At 60.5% G+C, this 24,068-nt stretch carries 22 protein-coding genes and 3 pseudogenes; 11 read left to right on the top strand and 14 right to left on the bottom strand.

Going from position 1 to position 24,068, the window contains the following annotated elements; genetic code table 11:
- Window positions 1–51: 51 nt before the first annotated feature.
- The 5 genes from V8P77_RS22155 (at window position 52) to yghU (ending at window position 4,433) form a co-directional block, all read left to right on the top strand.
- Entirely contained in the window at window positions 52–999 is a 948-nt protein-coding gene (locus V8P77_RS22155) for a carbohydrate ABC transporter permease (protein WP_335914263.1), read from the top strand.
- Window positions 996–1,823 (top strand): carbohydrate ABC transporter permease, encoded by an 828-nt coding sequence (locus V8P77_RS22150; RefSeq protein ID WP_335914262.1) that lies wholly within the window; start codon window positions 996–998, stop codon window positions 1,821–1,823. The genes V8P77_RS22155 and V8P77_RS22150 overlap by 4 nt, the downstream gene beginning before the upstream one ends.
- A 2-nt stretch (window positions 1,824–1,825) precedes the next feature.
- Window positions 1,826–2,917 (top strand): Gfo/Idh/MocA family protein, encoded by a 1,092-nt coding sequence (locus V8P77_RS22145; protein WP_335914261.1) that lies wholly within the window; start codon window positions 1,826–1,828, stop codon window positions 2,915–2,917.
- 16 nt (window positions 2,918–2,933) lie between these two features.
- Window positions 2,934–3,314: a cupin domain-containing protein gene (locus V8P77_RS22140; RefSeq protein ID WP_025398377.1), complete on the top strand. Its 381-nt coding sequence runs from the start codon at window positions 2,934–2,936 to the stop codon at window positions 3,312–3,314.
- A gap of 243 nt (window positions 3,315–3,557) precedes the next feature.
- On the top strand, window positions 3,558–4,433 hold the full coding sequence (gene yghU / locus V8P77_RS22135) for a glutathione-dependent disulfide-bond oxidoreductase (protein WP_335914260.1): 876 nt from the start codon (window positions 3,558–3,560) through the stop codon (window positions 4,431–4,433).
- 83 nt (window positions 4,434–4,516) lie between these two features.
- On the opposite strand, the gene V8P77_RS22130 is transcribed toward yghU, so the two are convergent.
- The 5 genes from V8P77_RS22130 to V8P77_RS22110 are packed head-to-tail and all read right to left on the bottom strand — an operon-like array spanning window position 4,517 to window position 10,485.
- Entirely contained in the window at window positions 4,517–6,031 is a 1,515-nt protein-coding gene (locus V8P77_RS22130; RefSeq protein WP_335914259.1) for an ABC transporter substrate-binding protein, read from the bottom strand.
- Between the two features lie 19 nt (window positions 6,032–6,050).
- A complete protein-coding gene (locus V8P77_RS22125) occupies window positions 6,051–7,760 on the bottom strand; it encodes a dipeptide ABC transporter ATP-binding protein (protein ID WP_335914258.1) in 1,710 nt (569 codons plus the stop codon).
- The gene (locus V8P77_RS22120; RefSeq protein ID WP_335914257.1) at window positions 7,757–8,608 is read right to left on the bottom strand and encodes an ABC transporter permease; all 852 of its coding nucleotides are present in this window, start codon (window positions 8,606–8,608) and stop codon (window positions 7,757–7,759) included. Before V8P77_RS22120 ends, V8P77_RS22125 begins: the two co-directional genes overlap by 4 nt.
- Window positions 8,605–9,543 carry an ABC transporter permease gene (locus V8P77_RS22115; RefSeq protein WP_335914256.1) on the bottom strand — a complete coding sequence of 313 codons (939 nt, stop codon included), beginning with the start codon at window positions 9,541–9,543 and terminating at the stop codon, window positions 8,605–8,607. Before V8P77_RS22115 ends, V8P77_RS22120 begins: the two co-directional genes overlap by 4 nt.
- 51 nt (window positions 9,544–9,594) lie before the next feature.
- Window positions 9,595–10,485 carry a proline iminopeptidase-family hydrolase gene (locus V8P77_RS22110; protein ID WP_335914255.1) on the bottom strand — a complete coding sequence of 297 codons (891 nt, stop codon included), beginning with the start codon at window positions 10,483–10,485 and terminating at the stop codon, window positions 9,595–9,597.
- A gap of 160 nt (window positions 10,486–10,645) precedes the next feature.
- Between V8P77_RS22110 and V8P77_RS22105 the strand changes: the two genes are divergently transcribed.
- Together V8P77_RS22105 and V8P77_RS22100 are read left to right on the top strand one after the other, a co-directional pair.
- On the top strand, window positions 10,646–11,443 hold the full coding sequence (locus V8P77_RS22105; RefSeq protein WP_335914434.1) for a helix-turn-helix transcriptional regulator: 798 nt from the start codon (window positions 10,646–10,648) through the stop codon (window positions 11,441–11,443).
- Window positions 11,444–11,508: 65 nt separating this feature from the next.
- A complete protein-coding gene (locus V8P77_RS22100) occupies window positions 11,509–12,411 on the top strand; it encodes a proline iminopeptidase-family hydrolase (RefSeq protein ID WP_335914254.1) in 903 nt (300 codons plus the stop codon).
- 12 nt (window positions 12,412–12,423) lie between these two features.
- Here the strand turns inward: V8P77_RS22100 and V8P77_RS22095 are convergent, their stop codons facing one another.
- Window positions 12,424–13,335, bottom strand: coding sequence for an acetamidase/formamidase family protein (locus tag V8P77_RS22095; protein ID WP_335914253.1), 912 nt, complete (start codon window positions 13,333–13,335; stop codon window positions 12,424–12,426).
- 341 nt (window positions 13,336–13,676) lie between these two features.
- Here V8P77_RS22095 and V8P77_RS22090 point away from each other — a divergent pair.
- Window positions 13,677–14,045, top strand: a pseudogene (locus V8P77_RS22090) (NAD(P)-dependent oxidoreductase); the annotation flags it as partial.
- Window positions 14,046–14,157: 112 nt separating this feature from the next.
- On the opposite strand, the pseudogene V8P77_RS22085 reads toward V8P77_RS22090, so the two are convergent.
- The 3 genes and pseudogenes from V8P77_RS22085 to V8P77_RS22075 form a co-directional block, all read right to left on the bottom strand.
- Window positions 14,158–14,940 (bottom strand): annotated as a pseudogene (locus V8P77_RS22085) (3-hydroxybutyrate dehydrogenase).
- Between the two features lie 11 nt (window positions 14,941–14,951).
- On the bottom strand, window positions 14,952–15,692 hold the full coding sequence (locus V8P77_RS22080; RefSeq protein ID WP_335914252.1) for an acetoacetate decarboxylase: 741 nt from the start codon (window positions 15,690–15,692) through the stop codon (window positions 14,952–14,954).
- A complete protein-coding gene (locus V8P77_RS22075) occupies window positions 15,689–16,819 on the bottom strand; it encodes a DUF3734 domain-containing protein (RefSeq protein WP_335914251.1) in 1,131 nt (376 codons plus the stop codon). Before V8P77_RS22075 ends, V8P77_RS22080 begins: the two co-directional genes overlap by 4 nt.
- A 611-nt stretch (window positions 16,820–17,430) precedes the next feature.
- Here V8P77_RS22075 and V8P77_RS22070 point away from each other — a divergent pair.
- Together V8P77_RS22070 and V8P77_RS22065 are read left to right on the top strand one after the other, a co-directional pair.
- Window positions 17,431–17,742: a hypothetical protein gene (locus V8P77_RS22070; protein WP_335914250.1), complete on the top strand. Its 312-nt coding sequence runs from the start codon at window positions 17,431–17,433 to the stop codon at window positions 17,740–17,742.
- A gap of 3 nt (window positions 17,743–17,745) precedes the next feature.
- Complete coding sequence (locus tag V8P77_RS22065) at window positions 17,746–18,369, top strand: exopolysaccharide biosynthesis protein (RefSeq protein WP_335914249.1); 624 nt, start codon at window positions 17,746–17,748, stop codon at window positions 18,367–18,369.
- Between the two features lie 175 nt (window positions 18,370–18,544).
- Here V8P77_RS22065 and V8P77_RS22060 read toward each other — a convergent pair whose 3' ends face one another.
- Entirely contained in the window at window positions 18,545–19,423 is an 879-nt protein-coding gene (locus tag V8P77_RS22060) for an alpha/beta fold hydrolase (protein WP_335914248.1), read from the bottom strand.
- Between the two features lie 213 nt (window positions 19,424–19,636).
- Between V8P77_RS22060 and V8P77_RS22055 the strand changes: the two genes are divergently transcribed.
- Window positions 19,637–20,191, top strand: a complete 555-nt coding sequence (locus V8P77_RS22055) for a methyltransferase family protein (protein WP_335914247.1) — start codon at window positions 19,637–19,639, stop codon at window positions 20,189–20,191.
- Window positions 20,192–20,451: 260 nt separating this feature from the next.
- On the opposite strand, the pseudogene V8P77_RS22050 reads toward V8P77_RS22055, so the two are convergent.
- The 4 genes and pseudogenes from V8P77_RS22050 to V8P77_RS22035 all read right to left on the bottom strand — a co-directional run.
- Window positions 20,452–20,583 (bottom strand): annotated as a pseudogene (locus V8P77_RS22050) (GTP-binding protein); the annotation flags it as partial.
- Window positions 20,584–20,649: 66 nt separating this feature from the next.
- On the bottom strand, window positions 20,650–22,128 hold the full coding sequence (locus tag V8P77_RS22045) for a lipopolysaccharide biosynthesis protein (protein WP_335914246.1): 1,479 nt from the start codon (window positions 22,126–22,128) through the stop codon (window positions 20,650–20,652).
- Between the two features lie 278 nt (window positions 22,129–22,406).
- The gene (locus V8P77_RS22040; RefSeq protein ID WP_335914245.1) at window positions 22,407–23,435 is read right to left on the bottom strand and encodes a polysaccharide pyruvyl transferase family protein; all 1,029 of its coding nucleotides are present in this window, start codon (window positions 23,433–23,435) and stop codon (window positions 22,407–22,409) included.
- Between the two features lie 245 nt (window positions 23,436–23,680).
- Window positions 23,681–24,068: TylF/MycF/NovP-related O-methyltransferase (locus V8P77_RS22035; RefSeq protein ID WP_335914244.1), on the bottom strand; the 388-nt coding region annotated here is incomplete at its 5' end.

Raw genomic sequence — 24,068 nt, 5'->3', positions numbered from 1 at the left:
CCAGAAACGCCCGGAAGCAAGGTCGTGGCTCCTCTCAGGGATGCGTCTGCCGTGGCGGGACATACGGGCGGCCTATCCGCCCGTATGTCCGAACGCCGGACGGCCAGAGCGGCCTCATCTGATGGCTCATCCGGCGGCGATACCCGCACCGCCTTGTGGCTGATGGTGCCGGCGCTTGCTCTTTACGCCGTCTTCACCCTGCTGCCGATCGCCGCTACCTTCTGGCTGAGCTTCAACAGCTCCGCCGGCTTCAATACTTCCGCCAGCTTCGTCGGCGTCGACAACTACACGAAGGCGGCACAGGATCCGATCGTCTGGAAGAGCCTCGTCCATACCTTCCTTTGGCTGGCCTATCATGTGGTGATGGCAGGTGGGCTCGGCCTTCTGCTGGCGCTTGCCGTCAGCAGGCTACGGATCACCCAAGTCTTCTTCCGCACCGCCTTCTTCCTGCCGCATCTGGTATCGCTGGCAGTGGTCGGCGTCATCTGGGCCAATATCTACGATCCGTTCTTCGGCCTGCTGAATACCGCCTTGACGCGGTTCGGGCTCGGCGCCTTCACGCAAGGCTGGCTTTCCGACCCCGCTTTGGTGCTCTTTTCCGTCAATGTCGCAAGCTCGTGGCAGGGTTTCGGCCTTTACATGCTGCTCTTCATCGCCGGCCTGCAGAATATCGACCGCTCGCTCTATGATGCGGCCGAAGTGGACGGCGCCAACGCCTTCCAGAAGCTGATCTACGTGACGTTGCCGGGGCTTCGCGAGGTGACGACCTTCGTCGTCTCGCTGGCGATGATCAACGGCCTGAAAGGCTTCGCCACGGTCTTCGTCATGACCAATGGCGGGCCGTTCTACCAGAGCGAGCTGATCACCACCTATATTTATCGACTTGCCTTCCAATCCCAGGATCACGGGCTTGCGGCAGTGCTCTGCATCCTGCTCAGCCTGCTTGCGATCACCATCACCATCGTCTTCAACCGCTGGCGCGCAAGGATTTCGCAATGAGCGTCCGCAACCGCGAATGGCCGATGGCGCTGGCGCTGACTCCGGCGCTGATCCTGATTCTTGCCCCCTTCGTCTGGCTGGTGATCTCGAGTTTCAAGACCGAGGCCGAGATCGGCCAGGCCGACCCCTTCACCTGGCCCGCCGACCTGATGTGGCGGAACTATCTGGATGCATGGCAGATCGGCGGGTTCGGAGACCTTGTCGGCAACAGCCTCATCAATCTCATTGGCGTCGTCATTCTGTCGCTGATCACCTGTGCGCCGGCCGGCTATGCGCTCGCCAAGATCCGTTTTCCCGGCCGGGAATGGCTGTTCTACGCCTTCATTCTCGGCTTGACCGTGCCGGTCCAGGCGATCGTCATCCCGCTCTACCAGGTGCTCTTCGGGCTCAATCTCGTCAACACGCTGACCGGCATCGTGCTGGTGCAGGTGAGCAACGGCATTCCCTTCGGCATATTCCTGATGCGGAGTTTCTTTATCGGCGTGCCTGATGAACTGATCGAGGCCGCCAAGATCGACGGCGCCTCGCATTTCCAGATCCTCACCAAGGTCTTCCTGCCGATCTCGACGCCGGCGGTGCAGGCGCTCGTCATCATCAGCGCCCTCTCCACCTGGAACGATTTCTTTCTGCCGCTGATCGTGCTGATCAGCCCCGAGGTGCAGACACTGCCACTCGGGCTGGTCCGTTTCGCCAGCACCTATGCTTCCGATTACCGGCTAGTTTTTTCGGGAACCGTCATTTCATTCCTGCCGATCATTCTTCTCTACATCCTGATGCAGCGCCGTTTCACCGAGGGGCTCACGCAGGGGGCAATCAAGGGCTGACCATGTCGCATCACGTCCAGCGGGAAATCCGCTACAATTTCGAATTCGACCACCGCATCAAGGCCTGCTTCATCGGTGCCGGCGGCCATGCCTATCGCAATGTCTATCCGGCGCTGCGTTACGCGCCGGTCGAGCTTACCGGCATCTGCGATCTCGATCTCGGCCGCGCCGAGAAATTCGCCAAGCTCTTCGGCGCCGGAAAAGCCTATACCGATCACCGCGAAATGCTCGCGCGGGAAAAGCCGGAGCTGGTCTTTCTCGTCACCGCCTATCATCCTGACGGCCGGGTGCAGGCGACCAATCTCGCACTCGACGCACTTGCATCGGGCGCTCACGTCTGGATGGAGAAGCCGACGGCGGCAAGCCTTGAGGATATCGAAAGGCTGCAGGCGGCAAGTGCAGCGGCCGGCCGCATGGTGATGACCGGTCTCAAGAAGACCTTCTTCCCGACCATCGAGAAGCTGAGAGACCTGATCGGCTCGCCCGGTTTCGGCCGGCTCACGTCGATCAATGTTCGCTATCCCCAGAGCCTGCCGAGCCAGGAAGACCGCGCCGATCTCGTCAAGATGCAGAGCTTCCTCGACCATATCTACCATCCGGGAGCAATCTTGAACTTCCTCGGCGGCGAGATCGAACGCGCCGGTTATGAATGGGAATCACTCACGGGCGCAACCGTCACCAGCCTGCGCTTCCGCTCCGGCGCGATCGGCACGCTGCATCTTACCGCCGGCCAGTCCGGCGGCAGCATCTTCGAGCGGGTCGAAGTCATCGGCGAAGGCGCCAACGCTATCGTCGAAAATGGCAGCCGGCTTACTTATTTCCGCAAGGCCGACCTACCGTCCTATGGCCGCGCCGCGAGTTTCATCCAGCCGGACGAGAATGCGGCGCTGTTCTACGAGCCGGAGCATTCGCTCGGCCAGCTCTATAACAACAACCTCTTCTATCTCGGCTATGTGCCCGAAATCCTGCATCTGACGGATGCGATCCTCTCCGGCACGCCGATATCAAGGGGCACGCTCGAAATCGCCCTCGAGATCATGAAACTCTTCGAATTCTACAGACGCACGGATGCCGGCGTCACCACCAATCTCTGACAGGGGAGGGACAGTCTTGAGCGATACCGATGTCATATTCAGGAAAGCCGGCGGCGAATTCATGCCGACCACCTGGGGCGAACTCAACTGGAAGATCACCGGTGACGACACGCCCGGCGCCGAGATGACCTTCGGCACCTGCCGCATCAATCCCGGCGAGCGCAACCAGCTGCATTCGCATCCCGATTGCGAGGAAATCCTCTACGTCGTTTCCGGCCATTGCGAACACAAGCTCGGCGATGCGCTCTATCGGCTCGAAGCCGGCGACGCGATCCGGATTCCCCGCAATGTTCGTCACTGGGCGCGCGCGCTCGGCACCGAACCACTTTTCGCCCTGATCATGTTCTCCTCCGGCACCAGGACGGCGGTCAATCATGAAGGCGAGGGCACGGCCTGACATTCCGCTGACGGGTGGGAAAATATCATGGCGTCGATTGCGCTTCACAGCCGCGACGGGCAGGCGTCTTCCCGAGACGGATGTCTGAAGCGCCGTTTTCTTCAGCTTAGTCAACACTCTGACGATTGCGTGAAACAGCGCCCGACACCTCTGACAAAATCTTATCGCCTCTGCTATGTCAGGAAAAATGCGGCGGCCAACTAACGCCGCGCTCTGTCTGACCAATATCAGGAGTTTTGAAAGATGAGCGGTTCTTCCGATTATACACCCCCGAAGGTCTGGACCTGGAACAAGGCGAATGGCGGCCAGTTCGCCAGCATCAACCGCCCGATCGCGGGACCGACGCATGACAAGGAGCTTCCGGTCGGCCGGCATCCGCTGCAGCTCTATTCGCTCGGCACGCCGAACGGGCAGAAGGTCACGATCATGCTTGAGGAACTGCTGGCGCTTGGCTATAGCGGTGCCGAATACGATGCATGGCTGATCAAGATCGGCGATGGCGATCAGTTCGGAAGCGGCTTCGTCGCGGTCAATCCCAATTCCAAGATACCGGCGCTGATGGACCGCAGCGGGTCAAAGCCGATCCGCGTCTTCGAATCCGGCGCGATCCTCACTTACCTCGCCGAAAAATTCGGCGCCTTCCTGCCGACTGAGCCGAGCGCGCGGGCCGAATGCCTGTCCTGGCTGTTCTGGCAGATGGGAAGCGCGCCTTATCTCGGCGGCGGCTTCGGCCATTTCTACGCCTATGCGCCGACGAAGATCGAATATGCGATCGACCGCTTCGCCATGGAAGTGAAGCGTCAGCTCGACGTGCTCGATCGTCGCCTTGCCGAAAGCGAATATCTGGCAGGCAGCGAATATACGATCGCCGATATTGCCGTCTGGCCGTGGTATGGCGGCCTGGTGAAGGGCTGGACCTACGGTGCAGCCGAGTTTCTGCAGGTCGAGGACTATAAGAACGTGCTGCGCTGGGCCGACGCCATCCACAGCAGGCCGGCCGTGCAACGCGGCCGGATGGTCAACCGCCTCTCCGGCGACCCCTCGAGCCAGTTGCACGAGCGCCACGACGCCAGCGACTTCGACACCAGGACGCAGGACAAGCTCGCCGCCGCCGAGTAAGCAAGCGGCCCCAGCACGTGTCGCAGCAACAAAAGATGCTCTGCCGCCTTTACGGCGGCGGAGCATCTGCATACTGCCGGAACTCAGTTCTTGACCGTGTCTTCCAGGAAGAAGCGGCCCAGCGGGTTCTGATAGAAGTTCTCGATATTCTTGCGCGAGACGTTGATATAGGGGCTGTAATAAAGGTCGATCCAGTTGACGTCGTCCTTGGCCATCTTCTGCAGATCGACATACATCTGTTCGCGCTTCTTCGGGTCGAGCTCGAGACGCGCCTTGGCGACCAGTTCCTTGACCGCCTCGTTTTTGTAATTGGTCAGATAGTTGTTGTTGGAATCATGACCGAGGACGAAGGTCGTTTTCTGGTCCGGGTCGAGGATGTCGTTTGTCCAGTAGTTGACCGAGATATCGTAGTCGCCGGCGACCGTCATATCCCATTCCTGGCTCGGATCGACCTTCTGCAGATTGGCGGTGATGCCCGCCTTCTGCAGCTGCTGCTGGACCAACACGGCCGTCTGTTCGTCGACTTCGTCGCCGGCGCGGATCAGGTAATTGAGCGTCAGGTCGGAAGCGCCGGCTGCCGCCAGCATCTCCTTTGCCTTCTCGGGATCATAAGGCCGCTGCAGATTGTCCGCGTAGTAATAGAGCGCGCCCTTTGGAATGTAGGAATTGGCGACCGTGCCCTGGCCGAAGGTGACGGTATCGACGATCGCCTTCTTGTCGATCGCGAGATCAAGCGCCTGGCGCACTTCCTTCTTGCCGAGCGCCCCATGCGCGTGATTGATCAGAAGATGGTCCTCACGGGTGGAGGCGTCGATACTGACATTGAGATTCGGATCCTTCTTCAGTTCCTCGACACGAGAAAAGGGAACGAAGATCGCCGTATCCAGCTCGCCGGCCTGAACGTTCAGCATGCGGGTGTTGTCGTCAGGCACCGAGATCCACTCGACGCCGTCGAGTTTGACGCGGTCGGCCTGCCAGAAGTTCGGGTTCTTCTTGAGAATGACGCGGTCGCCCCGCCGCCATTCCTCGACCACGAAGGCGCCGGATGCGATCGGTTTTTCGCCATAGGCATCGGCGCCCAGCGATTCCATGCCCTTCTTGGAGATGACCGAGGCATTCGGCAGCGCCAACGTCGACAGGAACGGCGCGGACTGGTTCTTGAGCTTGATCGTCAGCGTGCGCGCGTCGGTCGCCACGGCCGTGTCGATCACCTTGTAGGAATCGCTCCAGAGCGAGGCGGCGTCATCGCGGATGCGCAGCAGGCTGTAGGCCGCGTCTTCCGCCGTCAGCGGCGAACCGTCGGAGAATTTTGCGTCGCGGATCTTGAACGTGTAGGTCAGCCCGTCATCCGAGACGGTCCAGCTATCGGCAAGACCCGGCTCGAGTTTCGTGCCTGTCTTGTCGACGCGGATCAGCACGTCGTAGACATTGGAGAACACCCAGTTGTCGATGTTCTGCGCGGTCTTGATCGGATCGAATGTCGTCGAATCCTCGCGGCGGCCGATGGTGAGCACCCCGGCGGCCTCGGCATAGCTTGCGCTAAGCGTCAGACCGGCGAGCAAGGCTGCAAGCCCGATTGATTTCCACCTATTTGTCATGTGTTCGTTCCCTTCGTTGTTATGGCATGCGTTTGATTGATTGAATCGGCATCGAATGCGGATCGTCCTTGCCGTCGGCGTCTTGAAGCAGCCGCTTGTCAGGATCGATGTCGGGAATGGCGGCGATCAGCGCCGCCGTATAGGGATGCTTCGGCCGCGCGAATACTTCTTCGGAGCGACCTTCCTCGACGATCTCGCCGCGATACATCACGACGACGCGTTCGCAGAGATTGCGGACGATTGCGAGATCATGGGCGATGAAGATCAGCGTGAGGTTCATCTTCGCCGTGAGATCGCGGAAGAGCTCGATGATCTGCGCCTGGATGGTGACGTCGAGGGCCGCCACGCACTCGTCGGCGATGATCAGCTTCGGATCGACGGCGAGCGCTCGGGCGATGCCGGCGCGCTGGCACTGGCCGCCGCTCATGCTGCGCGGTTTGCGGCCGGCGAATTCTCGTTCGAGGCCGACGAGATCGAGCAGTTCGCCGATTCGAACAGGGATATCGCCCTTAGCGACCTTGCCCTGCACCTTCAGCACCTCGGCCAGCATCTGCCCGATCGTCAGCCGCGGATTGAGCGCATTGTAGGGGTCCTGGAAGACCATTGCCGTCTCGCGCCTGAGTTTTGCCAGGCCAGCACTCTTCTGCAGCGCCAGATCGACGCCGTCGAAGGTGACGTGACCCGAGGAAAGCGGGGTGAGGCCGAGCACGGCGCGGGCAAGCGTGCTCTTGCCGCTGCCGGATTCGCCGACGATGCCGACCGTCTCGCCCGGCATGATCTGCAGGCTGACGCCGGCAACGGCGCTGACCGTCTTGGCGCCGCCCCTGAGCAGGGCGCCGCCGGCTCTGAAGCGCACGTGGAGATCATCGATTTCGAGCAACGGTCTCGCCGGGTTGCTGGCCTCGGCAAGCTCGGGCAGCGGCGCTGATATCTCGCCCGGGATGGAAGGGTGGCTGTTGATCAGGTTGATCGTATAGGGATGTTGCGGCCGCGCCAGGATCGTCCGCTTCGGCCCCTCTTCGATGAGCTTGCCGCCGCGGAGCACGGCGATGCGGTCGCAAGTCTGGGCGACGATACCGAGATCGTGGGTGATCAGAATGATCGACAGGCCGCGCCGGTCGCGAATGTCAATCAACAGCCGCAGGATCTGCGCCTGGATGGTCACGTCGAGCGCCGTCGTCGGCTCGTCGGCGATCAGGATCTTCGGATTGCAGGACAGCGCCACGCCGATCATCGCCCGCTGCCGCATGCCGCCGGAAAATTCGTGCGCATAGCTGTCGTACTGGCGCTTCGGATCGGGGAAGCCGACCTGCGCCAGGATTTCCGTCGCAGCAATGCGGGCCTCGCGGGCACCAAGGCCCTGATGATAGCGGATGCCCTCGGCGATCTGATCGCCGATCCGCATCACCGGATCGAGATGGCTGGTCGGATTCTGGAAGATCATGCCGATCTCGCCGCCGCGCACCTTTAGCATCTCGCCATCGTCGATCCGCATGAGGTCGCGCCCTTCGAGCAGCACGCTACCGCTTTCGATCTTCAGCAGCGAGGAGGGCAGCAGGCGCACCAGGGAACGGCAGAACAGGCTCTTGCCCGAGCCGCTCTCGCCGACGAGACCGAGAATCTCGCCCTTGCCGAGATCGAGCGAGACCGCATCGAGCAGCGTGCGCGGGCCGGAATCGACATGTGCCCTGACGGTGAGATCACGGACGGACAGCACGGAAGCGCTCATTCATGCACCCCCAGCAGTTCGCCGAGCGCGTCGCCCAGCATGCTGAAACCGAAGGCGAGGCAAACGATGGACAGGCCGGGAAACAGCGTGATCCACCAGGCCGTGGTGATGAAGCTCTGTCCTTCCGCAACCATGACGCCCCATTCGGCGATCGGTGGCTGGACGCCGAGGCCGAGATAGCTGACGGCGGCGCCGCTGAGCAGCACCAGCGTCGCATCGGACATCGAAAAGACGATTGAGCCGGCAATCGCGTTCGGCAACAGGTGGCGGAACATGATGCGCGGGCGGCTGAAGCCGAGGCTGACGGCGGCAACGGCGTAGTCGCTGCCTTTCAGCACCAGCATCTGCGCCCGGATCAGCCGCGCATAGGAGACCCAGCCGACCAGCGCCATGGCAATGTAGAAGCTGCCGAGGCCGGGGCCGAGGATCGCGATGATCGACAGCATCAGCACCAGGAAGGGGAAGGCGAGGATGATATCGACGAGGCGCATGAACAGCGCATCGACGATCCCGCCGAAGAAGCCGGCGACCGTGCCGACCGTCGTGCCGATCAGGAAGGGGAAAATGACGCCGATCAGCGCCATCTGCAGGTCGAGGCGCGCGCCCCAGATAATGCGGGAGAGGATGTCGCGGCCGAAATTGTCGGTGCCGAAGGGATGCAACAGCGAAGGCGCCTGCAGGCGCACCTCGGCATTCTGCATGATCGGGTCGTAAGGCGCGACGATGGGCGCACCGATCGCCAGCAAGACGAAGAACAGCAGCAGGCCGGCACTGAGCACAAGCATCGGCCGCCGGCCGAAGAACCGGCGCCAGCCGGGGGAGGCGGGGGCGATCGCCTCGATGCTCATAGCTTCACCCTCGGATCGACGGCGACGGTGACGATGTCGGCAATGAAGTTGATAAGCACGGTGGCGCAGGCAAAGACCATGGCGACGCCTTGAACCACCATGTAGTCGCGTGAGAAGATCGCCCTGACGAGCAACTGTCCCATGCCGGGCAGCGCAAAGACGCTCTCGACCACCACCGTGCCGCCGATCAGCCAGCCGATATTGACGGCGAGCAGGTTGATCGTCGGCACCAGCGAATTCGGCAGGACATGCCGCCAGAAGACGATCCCCTCCGGCATGCCGCGGGCGCGCGCCGCCGTCGCGACATCCGATTTCAGCTGCTCGATCATCGCCGCCCGCAGGCTGCGCGTCAGCACGGTCGAGAGCGACAGCGCGACCGTCAGGCTCGGCAGCACGAGATGCGACAGCTTTTCGCCGATCGTCGCACCATAGCCCGAAACCGGCAGCACACCGAGTTCGACGCTGAACAGGATGATCAGCATCAGCCCCAGCCAGAATGGCGGAAAACCTATGCCGAAGGTCGAGACCATGCGCACCGCATGATCCGGCGCCCGGCCGGCATTGCGTGCGGCGATCGCCGACATCGGCACCGCGATCAGGACCGAAAGCACGACGCTGGAGACGACGAGCGCAAGCGTCGGCTCGATACGGGTGACGATCAGCTTCAGCACGTCGATTTTGTAGAGGATCGACTTACCCATCTCGCCATTGGCGAGGTTCTTCAGGAAATAGACATATTGCAGCCACATCGGCTGATCGAGGCCGTACTGGGCGCGGATGCTGGCAAGGGCTGCCGGCGTCGCGCGCGTGCCGAGGATGTTGCGCGCCGGATCGCCGGGGATCAGCCGGACCAGAATGAAGGTGATGACGCTGATGCCGAAGATCACGGGTAGGAACTGCAGCGGTCGCGTCAGAACGAATTTATAGCGATGCATGACGGCGATCGCCCCTTTGTCTTCGTCGGGTTCGGTCCGCTTCCTGTTGCATCAGCCTGCCTCGTGCCGGGCGAGAAAATCGAGAAGCGCCGGATAATAATCCTGCGGGTTCTCATAGAACGGCATGTGGCTGGCATTGGCAAATACCTTCAACTCGGCATTCGGCAGCGCAAGCTTCATCCTGAGCGCACAGGCCGGCGTCAGCTCGTCATGTTCTCCGGTCGTGATGAGCACCGGCAGCGTCAGCCGCGGCAGGTCGGGGATGCGGTTCCAGTCCTTGAGGTTGCCGATATAGAGAAATTCGTTCGGTCCCTGCATCGTCTCGTAGGGCGCCATGTTCCAATCGTCGAGCGAGCGGCGCACCGGCGCCGGCCATTCCGGCAGACGGCAGACATGGCGATAGTTGAGGATGGTGACGGCCGCGAGATATTCCGGATGATTGTAGGTGCCCTGCGCCTCGTGCTTCTGCATCATCGACACGGTTTCGGGGCCGAGCGCCGCGCGCAGCCGTTCCAGTTCCGAGATCAGATGCGGCATGTCGGCGACGGTATCTTCGAGGATCAGCGTCTTGAGGTTTTCGGAATAGGTCAGCGCATATTCGATCGCCAGCCACCCGCCCCAGGAATGGCCGAGCATGTGGACCTTGCCGAGCCCCAGCGCCTTGCGCACCGTTTCCGCCTCCTCGACATAACGTCCGATCGTCCAGAGCGAGAGATCGTCCGGCCGGTCGGAGGCGCCGGTGCCGAGTTGATCGAAGGCGACGACACGATAGCCCTTGTCGATCAGGCAGGAATGGGCTTCGCGCAGGTAATCGCAGGGCAGACCCGGCCCGCCGTTCAGGCAGAAAACCGTCTCGCTGCCGGTTCCGAAACTATAGGCAACGACGCGATAGCCATCGACATCGATCTCGAATCGCTCGTCCGGCCGTATTTCACGCCACATTGATCGCTCCGGCAGAAGATTTCGCTTGCTCAATATTTGGGCACGGCTAAATTTTTACCTTAAACCGCATTCAGTGCCAGCTATAAGAAGTGATAGGGTGGGCCGCGATGCCGAACCCCGGGAGCAGCCCATGCTTGACGACCCCATTCTTGACGACCCTATTCTTGACGACATTGGAACGATCAGACGGCAGTTTACAGCGCACGAAACGCTGGACGGCAGGATCGACCAGGCCTTCGAGGCGATGAAGCAGATCGGCTTCGAGGCGCTGATCTACGACTATACACCCGTTCCCTACGATCTCGACGGCGCAATCATGATACCATCGCTGCTGAAGCTGCGGAATATCTCGGACGATATGCACGATTACTGGTTCAATCGCGGCTATTTCCGTATCGATCCGGTGCAGCAGGTGGCGCTGCGCACCTCCGCACCCTTCTTCTGGAACTACGACCCGGACGCCGACACGCTGATCAACCGTTTCATGAACGACGACACTGCGCCGGTGACGCGCTATTTGAGCGAACGCGATATGTCGACCGGGGTCACCGTTCCGGTTCATATGCCACGCGGCGACTATGCAACCGTCACCGGCATCCGCTTCGGCCGGAACAAAGATTTCGAATGGCAGGCACTGCGCTATATCGCCGACTTCAACCTGCTTGCCCATGTTTTCCATGAGACCGCCTATTCGCTGTTCGACACGCGGGCGAAGAGCGTCGGCACGATCCGCCTGACCGAGCGGGAGCGTGAATGCCTGCGCCATTCGGCGGAAGGCTACTCCGCCAAGGAAATTTCCCGCATCATCGACCGTTCCGTACCGACCGTCGTGATGCATCTGAACGCCGCGACAAAGAAACTCGGCGCCCGCAACCGCACCCAGGCCGTCGTGCGCGCCACCCATTACCGCCTGCTCGAAGACCGGCCGTCCCTGAATTGGCCACCCTATAACTTGTGATAGCTGCCTTAGCCGTCGCCACCGCGTTATGCTTTTCTCATTAGCGCCGAGAGAGGGAGACGCCAGTGGGCGAAGTCACGACGAACGAAGCCTATTTGCCCTTTCGCGATTATCGCACCTGGTATCGCATCACCGGCTCCTTGGAGAGCGGCAAGCTGCCGCTCGTCGTCGCCCATGGCGGGCCTGGCTGCACCCATGATTATGTCGATTCCTTCAAGGATATCGCCGCCCTCGACGGCCGCGCGGTCATCCATTACGACCAGCTCGGCAACGGCAATTCCACCCGCCTTCCGGAAAAAGGCCCGGATTTCTGGACGGTCGGCCTGTTTCTCGAAGAGCTGGACGCACTGCTTTTCCATCTCGGCATCCAACAGCGCTATGCCTTCCTCGGCCAGTCCTGGGGCGGCATGCTCGGCGCCGAACATGCGGTGCGCCGGCCGCAAGGCCTGAAGGCGCTGGTCATCGCCAACTCGCCGGCCAACATGCATACCTGGGTTTTAGAGGCGAACCGGCTGAGGCAGGAACTGCCGAAGGAGGTGCAGGACACGCTGCTGAAGCATGAGCTGGCGGGAAGCCTCACCGATCCGGAATATATCGCCGCCTCGCGCGTCTTCTATGACCGCCATGTCTGCCGTGTGGTGCCGTGGCCACCCGAAGTGGCGCGGACCTTTGCGATCATGGACGAGGACAACACCGTCTATCGCAACATGAACGGCCCGACGGAATTTCACGTCATCGGCACCATGAAGGACTGGACGATCGAGAACAGGCTGGACCGCATCGAAGCTCCGACGCTGCTGATCTCGGGAAAATACGACGAGGCGACGCCCCTGGTGGTAAGGCCCTATCTCGAACGCGTTCCCGGCTGCGAATGGGTGCTCTTCGAAAATTCCAGCCACATGCCACATGTCGAGGAAAGGCAGCTTTGCCTGGCGACCGTTTCCGGTTTCCTGTCCCGGCACGATTGAGGAAGGGTTCGCCTATCGGCGGACCAGCCATTTCTTGGCAACACGGCAGGCCATCGTATAGGCCGGATCGAAGACGTTGCCGACGTCATAGCGCACGACCTGGCCGAGCAGATGGCTGGCCGCCGTCCTGTCCAGGCCGTAATCCGCCGCCAGCCAATTCAACATTTCGCTGGTGGCGTGCTGGAGTGCCTGATCGAGGGGCCGGGCGTTGCCGATGGTGAAGATGTCTTCGGCCGTTTCTCCGCGCGGCCAGACCAGTCCGGCCTTCTTTTCCACCGTCAGCCGCACCGTGACCTCGAACGTCGTCTCGACGCCGGTTCCGACGATCTCGCCATCCCCTTGCACCGCATGACAGTCGCCCAGAAAGAATAGGGCGCCGGCAGCCGATACCGGAAAGCGGACCGTGGTGCCGGGGCCGAACAGCCGATAATCCATGTTGCCGCCGTACTCGCCGCTGGTCGCCGTCGATATCGCCTGGCCGAGGCTGGGCGCCACGCCGAAACAGCCGATCATCGGGGCAAGAGGCAGAACGAAATTTTCAAGACCTGCAACCGGTTCGGAAAGCCGGACGGACAGGGCTTCGCGGTCGATGCTCCAGATGGCGATATCGCGCGGCGGCAGGTCACGAACCGCCTCTGGATCGACCACATTGGCGGCTACGACACTGCCGGTAAAACCCGTGTCCCGGGTCGGGACCATGCTGATGATCTCGACCTTCAAAGCATCCCCGGGCTCGGCACCTTCCACGAAGATCGGGCCGTTCATCGGATTGGGGCCCGATGCCCGTTTGATGCCGTCCTTGTCATGCCCGGCGGCGTCGAGCGTCTCGGTGACGATGGTATCGCCGTCGGCGATGTGCAGGGCCGGCGAAAGAGAGCCGATGACATTGTGAAAGCTCGTCGGAATGAAGCGGTGAGTGGTCATGAAATACAGCTCTCGCTCGTTTTGAATGTAGGAGCCTGCGGCTGAAGCGCCCGGCCGAGAGAGTTGCAGACTAGATCAGAGATTGCCTGCAACGCCAATATCCGCGCGGCACCACCCGAAACCGGCAGCAGATGGCGAGTTGCCGAAAGGGTGGCACGAGGGGCGTCTTTGTGATCGCGGCAACCGCATAGGGGAATGGATCACCCATATCCACCCTGGTGGAGGCGACTCTTGCCGCAGCGCTCGAAGGGGTTTTCGGCCACGCGTTTTGCACAGGAAAGATCATTCAGGCAATGGTCGGAACGCGATACCATAACCACGACCTTGGCCGCCTCGCCCACCATCCTTCTCGGGTGACCCGCGCCAAGCAGGCGGTCGATCAGATCTTCGATGTCATCCGCTTCAAGTCGGTCACCAATCTGAAGGGTGATCTGCCGGAAGGGTATGTCTCGGCAGGCGGCCGCACACCGGCCGGAATCGGCAGGGTGACAAAACGGGTGGTCAGCGAGATCAGCGGCAATGCGGAATTGCTGGATGAATTGCGGCGGACCTCGGAAAAGGTCGCGGCGATCGTCGGCGCGCTCTCCGTTGTCTTCGACCCGAGCCACCGGGACCGGATCATCGATCGCTATACCGGTCTGCTGGCCGAAAATGCCGGCCGGCAGCGGGCGCTTCTCGAGCAGCTTGGCCTCTACGGACCGGCGGCGTAGTAAGCCGCGGTCGAAGCCGAAGGTCTTCTCATATGCAGGCAACGCGGCATCGACGGCACATTCAACAGCGTTGAGCCTTGACGGACCCAGATGCGATGCCTCAGCGAGACCGTTACTGCATGTACCAGCCATGGCTGACGACGAGTGACTGGCCGGTGAGAGCATTGGTTTCGAAACCGGCAAACAGCAGCGCCACTTCGGCGACATCGTCGACCGTGGTAAACTGTGTATCCACCGTGCCTCCGAGCATTACCTTCTTGATGACCTCGTCTTCGGAAATTCCGAGTTCCTTTGCCTGTTCCGGAATTTGCTTGTCGACCAGCGGCGTCCGGACGAAGCCGGGGCAGATCACGTTGGCACGCACGCCATCCGATCAGCCTTCCTTGGCGACCACGCGAGCAAGGCCGAGCAAGCCGTGCTTGGCGGTGACGTAGGCCGATTTCAGCGGCGAAGCCTCATGCGAATGCACCGAGCCCATATAGATGATCGCGCCGCCCTTCTGCGCCTTCATATGTGGAACGCAAGCCTTGGTGGTGAGGAACGCGCCATCGAGATGGATGGCGAGCATCTTCTTCCAGTCGGAAAAGGCGTAGTCCTTGATCTTGTTGACGATCTGGATGCCGGCATTGGAGACGAGCACGTCCACCCGGCCCCACTTGGTTACGACGGCGGCGACGCCGGCATTCACGGCTTCCTCGCTGGTGACGTCCATCGCAAGACCGATCGCCTCGCCCGGGCCCGCAGCCGTCAGGTCCTTGGCCGCCGCTTCCGCCGCCTCGAGCTTCAGGTCGGCGATGACGACCTTGGCACCTTCCGAAACGTATTTTTTGGCGATCGCCAGCCCGATACCGCTGGCCGAGCCGGTGACGATGCAGACCTTGTCCCTGAGCTTCATGGCTCGACTCCTTATTTTGCAAGATAATCATGGACCACTTCGCCGAGGCCCAACGTCAGGTCCGAGAGAATATGGACGGCGGATTTGACCTCAAGCACCGGCAGGTCGGCGACCGGCGCCAGCGCGTGCGGAAACAGCGCCAGGGCGCCCGGTCCTTCCCACGCGCCCTTCACCGTCAGATCCTCCAGATAGTAGCGCACCAGTTCGCAGATGCGCGGTGTGCAATCGACATGTGGAATAATCTTCAGCATGAAATTCGGCTGCTTCAGGCTTTCGAGGATTTTCGCCTCGTCGAGTGACCGATGCTTGAAGCCCATCGTTGCGGTGGCGACGCGCTGACCGCCATAGTCGAGCGTGCCGACCAGCGCATCTTTGACGGATGTCAGCGATGGCTCGGCCAGTTTCTTCGGAAAGCCCCAGATTTCGCGTCCGCCGGCGATCGGCGCGTCGTCGTTGAGATACATGGAATGCACGTAACCGCCATGTACCCCTTGATAGGTCACCGGGATGACCTGGCCGGATTCGGTATAGTCGCCAAAGCCGGTCGAGTCCGGCATGCGGATGAATTCGTATTTCACCAGCGGCTCATCGAACTGCAGCGGCTCGGGCACGACCCGGCGCAGGGCCTCCGGATCGGTGCGATAGGTGATGATCATATATTCGCGGTTGACGAACCGGTAAGGCCCTGGCGGGTAGGATGGACTGGTCAGCGGCATGGCAAAGGCATTGCGAACGACATCTTCAATTCTCATGGTTTTTTCCCACGCAGGCGTTGCTCGGCAAGGTCGAAAATCCGTATCCCATTGGTCGGACGCGTTCGGTCGAGCCAATCTGGATGGTTCAGCGTCTCGACCACATCGTCATGGCCGGCCTTCCAGTGTTCCTCCACGGAGAGCCGCGAAAACTCATAGTCCTTGGACCCGGTTTCATAGGCGGCATGCCGATAGATCAGGTGCACCATGGTCACGGCGCAATCATTGCCGATCTTTTCAAGGAGCCTCGCATCGGGATCGTCCTTCAGCTCAGGCGGCAGCTTTTCCATCAGCCTCTTGGCCGCCATGCGCACCGACTGAAGCTTGCGGAACTGGTCGGTGTTGAGCCGCGTGCGGCTGGAAAAACGGATTTCCTTCTCGCGGGCATCGACGTCAAAGACATCCTTCGGCAGCACGCCCTTGGCGCTGAACAAATCGACCTGGAAGATGCAGAGATCTGTCTCCAACTCGCTACCACCGAGAATGCGCTGCAGCGGCGTGTTGGAAACGATACCTCCGTCCCAATAATAGCGGCCGTCGATCTCGACGGGCGCAAAACCCGGCGGCAACGCCCCGGAGGCGGCCACGTGTTTGGGCGAAAAAGCACAATCGCGGTTGTCGAAATAATTGAAGTTGCCGCTAACAACATCGACAGCGCCGAGGCTGAGACGGATGGCACCGGAATTGATCAGGTCGAAATCGACGAGACCGGCGAGAGTCTCCTGCAACGGCGCGGTGTCGTAAAGGCTGATAGCGGCCATCGGATCGCCCGGGATGTTCCATGGCGCAAAGACGCGCGGCGTGAAAAAGCCGGGAACGCCGGTCAAAGACCCCAGAAAAGCGGAGGATTCGTTGAACCATTTGCGCATCGCATTGCCATTGCCGAGAAAATGGCCGGGCAGTCCGGACGAGACCCGATGCCAGAAGGTCCTTAGGTTATCGACACGCTGATCGACGGGGCTTCCGGCAATGATGGCTGAGTTGATCGAACCGATAGATATCCCGGCCAGCCAGTCGGGGCGGATGCCAGCCTCATGCAAAGCTTCGTAAGCGCCGGCCTGGTAGGCACCCAGAGCACCACCGCCCTGAAACACCAGCACGGTTTTCTCTGTCGGAATAGTACTCACGGGACGCTTTTCCTCAAATGCTGCAGCTGCTAACAAATAACACAGAGAAGGCCATCGAGCTGCACGGGGCAGATTAAGTTTCAGCAATGCAGGAAGGTTTCTGAGTAATCGTATGCTAAGTTATTTCAGATACTTGCTAGTCAAAGCGGCGCATTTCTTCGCAACCATCGCGGCCTTTAGTTAGTCCTGCCGAGGGCATCTTGCAATGCAACAAAATGTGACAACGCTTGCCATGCGGCTATAGACTGCGAATTCACCCACGCCAGGCCAATCCTTCATTTCAGGCTTGCTACGCCTTCGACCAGCGTCGTCAGCTGGTTCAATCAACGAAGTCTCGCTTCGAGACAGGAGCACTCTTATGTTCCATAATATCCGTTACGCCGCAAATCTTTTGTAGCCGCAAAGTTGAAGTGTCCTGTTTCTGCAAAGTTGGAATGTCACTCTCCCCGGGTTTGATGACGGTGGAGATAGTGTTTCCGCCCTTGAACGGCAGCGACGACAACTTAGATGTAGGTTAGCCCGCTGGTCCGACCCCTCTGGCGAGAGCTTCAGCGCTTTCGTGATGTCGGGACCTTAACCGACAGTTACGTCGAACCGCGTAGGAAACATCCATGTTATCAGAAATCGCAGCGTGGCTGTTCGCCCTATTTGTCCTCGATCCGCTTGGAGCGGAGATGCGTCAACGAATTGAAAAAACGAGCATGCCCGTCGAGGCCATTGAGCAGTCGCGGCAGTGTATCGCAACTCACGGCCCCCGACTTCTCGAACGAGCCGGCCAGGAACCCGGATGGGCGGTCAGCACTGCGATTGGCGTCGCTACCGGTTGGACGCCGCCGGTTGGTCTCTTCGATGCTCGCGATCCCAACTGCTCAGTGTTCGCCCGGCTGCTTAAGGCCGGAAGCGATCAATCCGTCGAAGGGTGATCGGTGGCCCGCGGCGCGGATAAACAGGAACGCTCGGGCGGCGTCGCCTCGACCATGCTCTCAAGGCTTGTCGTTACCGCCGAAAGGAGAGATGGTCTCACCATTGGAGAGGCGCTCGATGCCATGGGAGAATCGGGATTCGGCTTCGTTATGCTCGTGCTTGCGCTACCCGCCCTTATCCCTGTTCCCGGGCCGTTCGGTCTGGTGTTCGGATCGGCCTTGGCTATCGTCGCATTGCAGTTTGCCGTCGGCATCCGCTCGCTATGGCTGCCCTTCTTCCTTAGGAGCCGAAGGCTTCCCGCGTCAGTCTTCCAGCTCCTGGAACGTCACGCCCGGCCGCTTGTCCGTCGGACCGAACAAGCGATCCAGCCTGGCCGGTTCAAGGCGCTGACAGGGCGCGCCCTCCCTTGCTGCCTCGGTCTGCCGGTCTTTGCCCTCGCGGTCGCGATCGCCCTTCCCATCCCGTTCGGCAACCTCATTCCCGTCATCGCCATCTGCGTGATGGCCATCGGCCTGATCGAAAAAGACGGGCTGGTGGTATTGCTCGGGATGCTGCTTACGGTGGCCGCACTGGCGGTTACTGCGGCACTTTTGCGAGGCGCTGCGTCGCTAGTCGCCAACTTATGACGCTCGCGAACAAAGGTCTGTTTGGAGCCAGTCGTGCAACTTGCGGCGGTCACAACGTATGCCGCTGACCTCGAGTTATTGGCGTTTTCCGCGCCTGCGGTCAACGTAAGTTAAGCATCAATCATGCGCCGAGGGTATCACCCGGCACGAGAGGCCGCAGCCCCGCCTATAGCTTTTAGAACGCTGCTCTGTTCGAAGGAACGTGATGACTTTTCAGGCCGGCATTGGCTTCATGAGCGGCGACCGTGTTCAGGAACCGGTCGAGCATCGAATTGAAGCTCTCCGGCTTCTCCCAGAAGGGTGCGTGGCCAGCTCCTTCCACTACATGCGCTTTGCCTTCGAAGAGCAACTGGATGTTCAGGCCCGAAAAATAGCTGAGTCTGACAAAGGGATCCTGAGATCCATTGACAAAAGCAATGGGTATATCAGCCTGTTCGACGGTACGCCGCTGATCCACCCCCTGCCCTCGCAACATGGCGCGAGAAAAAACGCTCCGTAGTCTTCCGTCTGCGCGCGCTATGGCATCGCGAAAGGAGGGGTTGCTCGTGTCTCCAAAGCAAAGAGACTGAAATCGCTCCACATCGCGCGATGTAAAGTTCTCTTTTGATGCCAGAAGAATATCAAATGATGGGTGGAATCCCCGCAGCATGCCAAGGAGACCGGCGGGGACCGGTGGCGTGCCGCACAACATCAGGCCCGAAATGCCGTTGCCGCTGCCCGCCATCTCAATCGCGACGTGACCGCCAAGCGACCATCCGAGCACGGGAAAGCGATGAAGCCCCAGGCGGGCTGCCACCTCTCCTATGCAGTCGGCAAGACCGGTGACGGTATAAGTTGATTGCGGATCTCGAGCGTCGCTCGATTCGCCATGTCCCGGAAGATCGAGCGCAATCAGACGCCAATTCCGGGACAAATGGCTGTGTAGTTGCCGTGAAAAGACCGTCCGTGAGCTGCCGGAACCGTGGATCATAACCAGTGGTGCAGCGCCATCGATAGTGTCACTGATGCGCACAGCGCCGTGGCTGGTGTCGATTGTACAGTGAAATACGTCCATAAGCTGCGACCCCTAAAGCGCAGCTAAAGTCTTGCACGAAAATATCTACGGCAGGTGCATGATCATCGTAAACCAGATCTAAACCAGGTCGCGCAATCACGACACGTTTCAGTGCGGTTGCGTATCATACATCAATCATTTGCCTTGGCGTTTTATACGGGTTAGGTCTGTCGCAGCAGCAATTGTAACCAACCTTTCAAGCCGGGCATCGAGATGCAATTTCTTCTGGACTTTATGATTTCGATCACCAGCCTGACTATCGTCGGGTGCTGGGCGTGGTCGTTGCGAGGCCACTTCAACTCGCCGAAGATGGAAGCCGGAGCAAAGCTCATCACCGTCGGCGTCATCGCGACGACGGCGTTTTTCCTGTACCTGGTTTGGTCCGAGGCGCAGATGCTATGGGTACAGGTAGTAGGACTGGGATTTGAACTCGGGGCGGCGGGCTTGTTCTGGTGGGCGGTGTCGGCCTCGCGACAGGCCAGGTTGCGCTTTGTGTTCGACCGCGATCACCCAGATAGTCTTGTCACCGACGGTCCCTATCGCTACCTGCGGCACCCTTTTTACACGTCCTACCTGCTCTTCTGGTCGGGGTGGGCGCTGGCATCTTGGTCGATATGGTCGATCCTGCCGGTCTTATTTTTTACGGTTGTCTACGTGATTGCAGCCCGCAATGAGGAGAGGAAGTTCTCCCTATCACCGCTGGCATCCGAATATGAAGCCTATCGGCGCAAGACGGGCTTGCTGACACCGTGGTTCGATTGGCGGTAAACCTCCGTCCGGAGGGGCGTCAGGCATGGCGTATTCTATGGCCGCTTCCGGTCCGAGACGGAGGCGCTAAACGCAACGGCTGTCGAGTCGTGGAAGCTAAGGCCCTCGATCGAGGCTCTGCGTGCGGGACATGGTGCCGACTGGCTCACGGTGTTCGCAAGACTCTACCTCGGCACCCGCATCGGAAATCCGCTGTCGATCGTGGTATCTACCACCCGCCTTGAAAAGCGCCATACGATACAACGAACCCTTAGAGAATTCTCATCGGTGGTCGACCAAGCAGGATCCGCACCTCCGTCGCGCACGAGATCGGCATCGATATTGACCTCGCTCATGTCGTTGACGATGACGGCAACCCGGCGCCCCTCGCGATTGCGCAGGACATGGTCCAACGCGCGTGCACGCGGCTTCGGCGGTGTGTCTCTTGGGCCGCTACGTGTCGACTCAGGGTAGCCGGATTACGCGGGCGTTCGAAATTCTCCGCGGCGAACGAACTGGAGCAAATCCAACGCTTCGCGTTCGGGGCCTGCAGGCTTGCCGCTTGCCAGCCAAAGTACGAAGCTTGCCCCGAAATAGCCGATCCCGCCGATCGGTATCATGATCGCCAGTTGCAGGGACTCTGACCTGTCGGTGATCATGAGGCCGACGCCCCAGACACAGCCAGCCATAACCAGCGCAGCGACGATCGAACGCCAGCAGGCGAGAAGCTGAGCCCTCACTGACACGCCGGCGAGACGCCTCGCCAGGAAGACATACATCAGGATGCCGATCGCGGCGCTGATGCATCGCGCGTATAGAAGACCAACCAGCCCACCCCAGACCAGGCCGGCGAAAATCAGGGGAAAGCGGACGAAGATGAAAGCGAGGTCAAGCTGAAACAGCGACCGCGTGCAGCCGAGGCCCATTGCCAAGGGAGTCACCGGCATTTTAAAGGCGATGATGGCGAAGACCGCGCCCAACACCTGAGCCACCAGCGCGGCCGAGGACCACGCCGGGCCAAGGACCATGCTGACGAAGGGCTCGGCAACCAGCGCGAACCCAATGCCTACCGGCAGCGCCGCCGCAACAAGCAGGCCTTGGGATCGAAGGAATGCATGCCGCAGGCGTTCAGGATCGTCCTGAAGCCGTGCAAAGACTGGGAAGAGCAAGCCTGCGATCGGCGCCGTCGTTTCACGCACTGGCAGCGAGGCAAGCCTGTCGCCTACGGTGTACTGGCCGAGAGGGCCGGCGCCCAGCATGGCGCCAAGCGCAAGCTGGTCGGCGCGCCAGTTGACCTCATTGAGGCCGGAGCTGAGCGCCACCCACCCGGAGAACGAGAACAGATTTCTCCAGTGAGCAAACGAAATGCGCGGCAAATAAGGAAGCAGGACGTACGACATGATCACACCGGCCACCTGCGAGGCGAGCGTGCCGATCACGAGCGCCCAGTAGCTGCGAAGAATCAGGGCGATGACGACGGCGACGACCACGCCAACCACCCTGTTGATCAGCTCGATGAATATCTCTTGGTGAAAGGAAAGGCGCCGCCGGAAGTCCACAAGCCGGGGGTTCACGAGGCCGCTGATCAGCGCGCCGCCTCCAAGTGCGAAGAATATGCCGATCAGACGGTCGTCCTGATAGGCCCATGCGACGGGATAACCTGCGCTAACCAGCAGGACGGCGATCACCGCCGCGCGCAGCATGTTCAGTGTCCAGGCCGTATTGTAATGTTCTCGCTGCGGGCTCTTGTGCTGGATGAGGGCCGAACTGAGCGAAAGTTCGGTTATGGCCGCGATGATCGAAAGGACGATAGTCGCGAGGCTCACTAGGCCGAAATCGGCAGGTGATAGCAGTCGAGCCAGTGCCAGCATGCTACCCACGCCCAGAAGATTTGAGACGACGCGTCCGCCGGCGGTCCACATTGCCCCGACACTCAGCTGTTTGCGTACACCTTCCAACGTTGTTTCCTCGCTTACGCTTACAGTGCTAATGCGGTGCAGTTCTCGGGAGAAATATTCATCGGGCCGTGGTGTCAAGCTATGTCTTGCTGGAGGTATAAGACGAACGAAAGGTCAGGTACATCGCAACCCTGACGGCTAAGGCAGAAGAAACAGCGAAGCCAAAATCCCGGGGCCAGGCAAGTACTCACTGGATCGGTCGCAGCCTCACCGAAGAGCTGAAAAATGTTGATCTGATTCATCGCAAGAGCATGTCAGTCGCTTTCTTCAACAGCCTGCTAGACCGGGGTGCTCCGGGCGACGGTACGCGCAATCTCAAGGGCTTCCTCATATGTGTCGGCCCAGTGGACGGTGCTGTAGTTCCGACCTGTGTACTCGTACACAGCGCGGTTCTTGCCGAAGCGGTCGGGCAGCAGCACGCTGTGCTGCGAACGCAGGGCGCAGAGAATGTGTGGGTGCATGCGGTCAGTAACCAGCACCTTACCGGTATCCAGCCTGCGGTTGCCGCTCGCGAGCACGTAGCGCGCAAAGCGATCGTAGCTGCCGGCAATCTGCCTATTGACGATCGAACGGAGCGTTGGCGCCAGTGTGCGGACGCGGGAGAAGAAGCGCCCTGGAAACAGGATCCGCATGCCCGCGGGATCATAGTGCGTCCAGTCGAACACTTCGACGTCGCTTGGCGCGAGGGATCCGACGCCCTCGATATCGTCGCGGGCGAGCCAGATGACATCGTGATCAGGCGCGGCGTGCCTTGGCTGCGGCGGGAGCAGCAGCGCGGAATCGTGGACCGTCTCCACATGGACGTTGCCGGGGAATACGTTGCGCGCTGACTCAGCGCTGACCGGGTCCCTGGCTAAAAGTACAGCATTGCGATGATTTCCGAAGATCGTGCGCGCCTCGCTACGGTCCTCGTCGTCGACGAACAGCATGGTCGACGGCAGCGACACGAGGCGATTATTGGGGCACGCCTCGGCGACGATGCGCTTGACCTCTGCGTGGCGCGGCCATAGGCGCGAGACCGTGACCCCGCCCGAGAAGAGTATCGTGCCGTCCCCGACAGCGCGAATCATTTGCTGAAGATCGAAGTTGTGCCCATGCGCCGTATAGGCGATGGGCGCATTACGTTGCTTCAAATAGTCCATGGCGGCCACCCACATCATGTGGTTGCCGACATTGAAGTCGAACGGGAACTGCAGCAGCGCTACAGGCTGGCCTTCGGGGATGTATCGGTCGAGACACTCGCGAATCGCTCGCGCCTGCTGCGCCTTTTGCGCCGCGTCTTTAGGCGAAAGTGCTGTACCGGTCATGTGCGCCTACCCTCGATCACGCACTGCCGCGATTGGCGAATGCTGGAACCTGTCTTTGCTAGCGCGGACACTGTCATCCGCGCGCGCTGGAGGAGCCCTTACAGGCGCCCGAGCGAAGTGACGCCAATGATTGCTGGTCTCGCGAAATGGATCTTTGGCGCCACGGTAGGCATCGATTCTCGAAGTCCTTGCTGTGTCTAGTGCAGGAGGTGCCGTCCCAAAATGTCTTCTCGGACGGACAAGATTCAGTGCGTTCGGGTCACAAGCATGTGTCCAGCCGAGAGGTCAAAGTCCAGCCCCTCCCGTCCTGCGCGAGAGAAGTAATCGTCCGCCGCCTTTCGGCACCCAGACCAATCCGAATAGGCGTGAAGTGCGACAGCGCCGCCGACGATGAGATGAGGCATAACCCGCTCTAGACAGGCGCCGACAGGCTCGTACCAATCAACATCGATATGAGCCAAAGCGACCGGCTCGGCGACTGTAAGCGTGTCTTGCACCTTACCCTTTATCAGTTGGACGTTGTTGGACTGGACAGGATAACCAAACCTAGCGAAGTTGTTCGTCACCGTCGCCATCAGGTCATCATCATAGAGATAGTATTGCTGGCCTCCAAGGCCGACGGCTTCGCCGGCA

Source organism: Rhizobium aouanii (assembly GCF_037002925.1).
GTDB lineage: Bacteria > Pseudomonadota > Alphaproteobacteria > Rhizobiales > Rhizobiaceae > Rhizobium > Rhizobium aouanii.
Note: the sequence above shows the minus strand (reverse complement) of the source record. Positions and strands in the feature narration are given on the sequence as shown.

Bases quoted from the DNA above. Each gene is read 5' to 3' on its own strand.
- V8P77_RS22150 (WP_335914262.1), top strand. From the start codon at position 996: ATGAGCGTCCGCAACCGCGAATGGCCGATGGCGCTGGCGCTGACTCCG.
- V8P77_RS22145 (WP_335914261.1), top strand. From the start codon at position 1,826: ATGTCGCATCACGTCCAGCGGGAAATCCGCTACAATTTCGAATTCGAC.
- yghU (WP_335914260.1), top strand. From the start codon at position 3,558: ATGAGCGGTTCTTCCGATTATACACCCCCGAAGGTCTGGACCTGGAAC.
- V8P77_RS22130 (WP_335914259.1), bottom strand. From the start codon at position 6,031: ATGACAAATAGGTGGAAATCAATCGGGCTTGCAGCCTTGCTCGCCGGT.
- V8P77_RS22125 (WP_335914258.1), bottom strand. From the start codon at position 7,760: ATGAGCGCTTCCGTGCTGTCCGTCCGTGATCTCACCGTCAGGGCACAT.
- V8P77_RS22120 (WP_335914257.1), bottom strand. From the start codon at position 8,608: ATGAGCATCGAGGCGATCGCCCCCGCCTCCCCCGGCTGGCGCCGGTTC.
- V8P77_RS22115 (WP_335914256.1), bottom strand. From the start codon at position 9,543: ATGCATCGCTATAAATTCGTTCTGACGCGACCGCTGCAGTTCCTACCC.
- V8P77_RS22110 (WP_335914255.1), bottom strand. From the start codon at position 10,485: ATGTGGCGTGAAATACGGCCGGACGAGCGATTCGAGATCGATGTCGAT.
- V8P77_RS22095 (WP_335914253.1), bottom strand. From the start codon at position 13,335: ATGACCACTCACCGCTTCATTCCGACGAGCTTTCACAATGTCATCGGC.
- V8P77_RS22080 (WP_335914252.1), bottom strand. From the start codon at position 15,692: ATGAGAATTGAAGATGTCGTTCGCAATGCCTTTGCCATGCCGCTGACC.
- V8P77_RS22070 (WP_335914250.1), top strand. From the start codon at position 17,431: ATGTTATCAGAAATCGCAGCGTGGCTGTTCGCCCTATTTGTCCTCGAT.
- V8P77_RS22060 (WP_335914248.1), bottom strand. From the start codon at position 19,423: ATGGACGTATTTCACTGTACAATCGACACCAGCCACGGCGCTGTGCGC.
- V8P77_RS22055 (WP_335914247.1), top strand. From the start codon at position 19,637: ATGCAATTTCTTCTGGACTTTATGATTTCGATCACCAGCCTGACTATC.
- V8P77_RS22040 (WP_335914245.1), bottom strand. From the start codon at position 23,435: ATGACCGGTACAGCACTTTCGCCTAAAGACGCGGCGCAAAAGGCGCAG.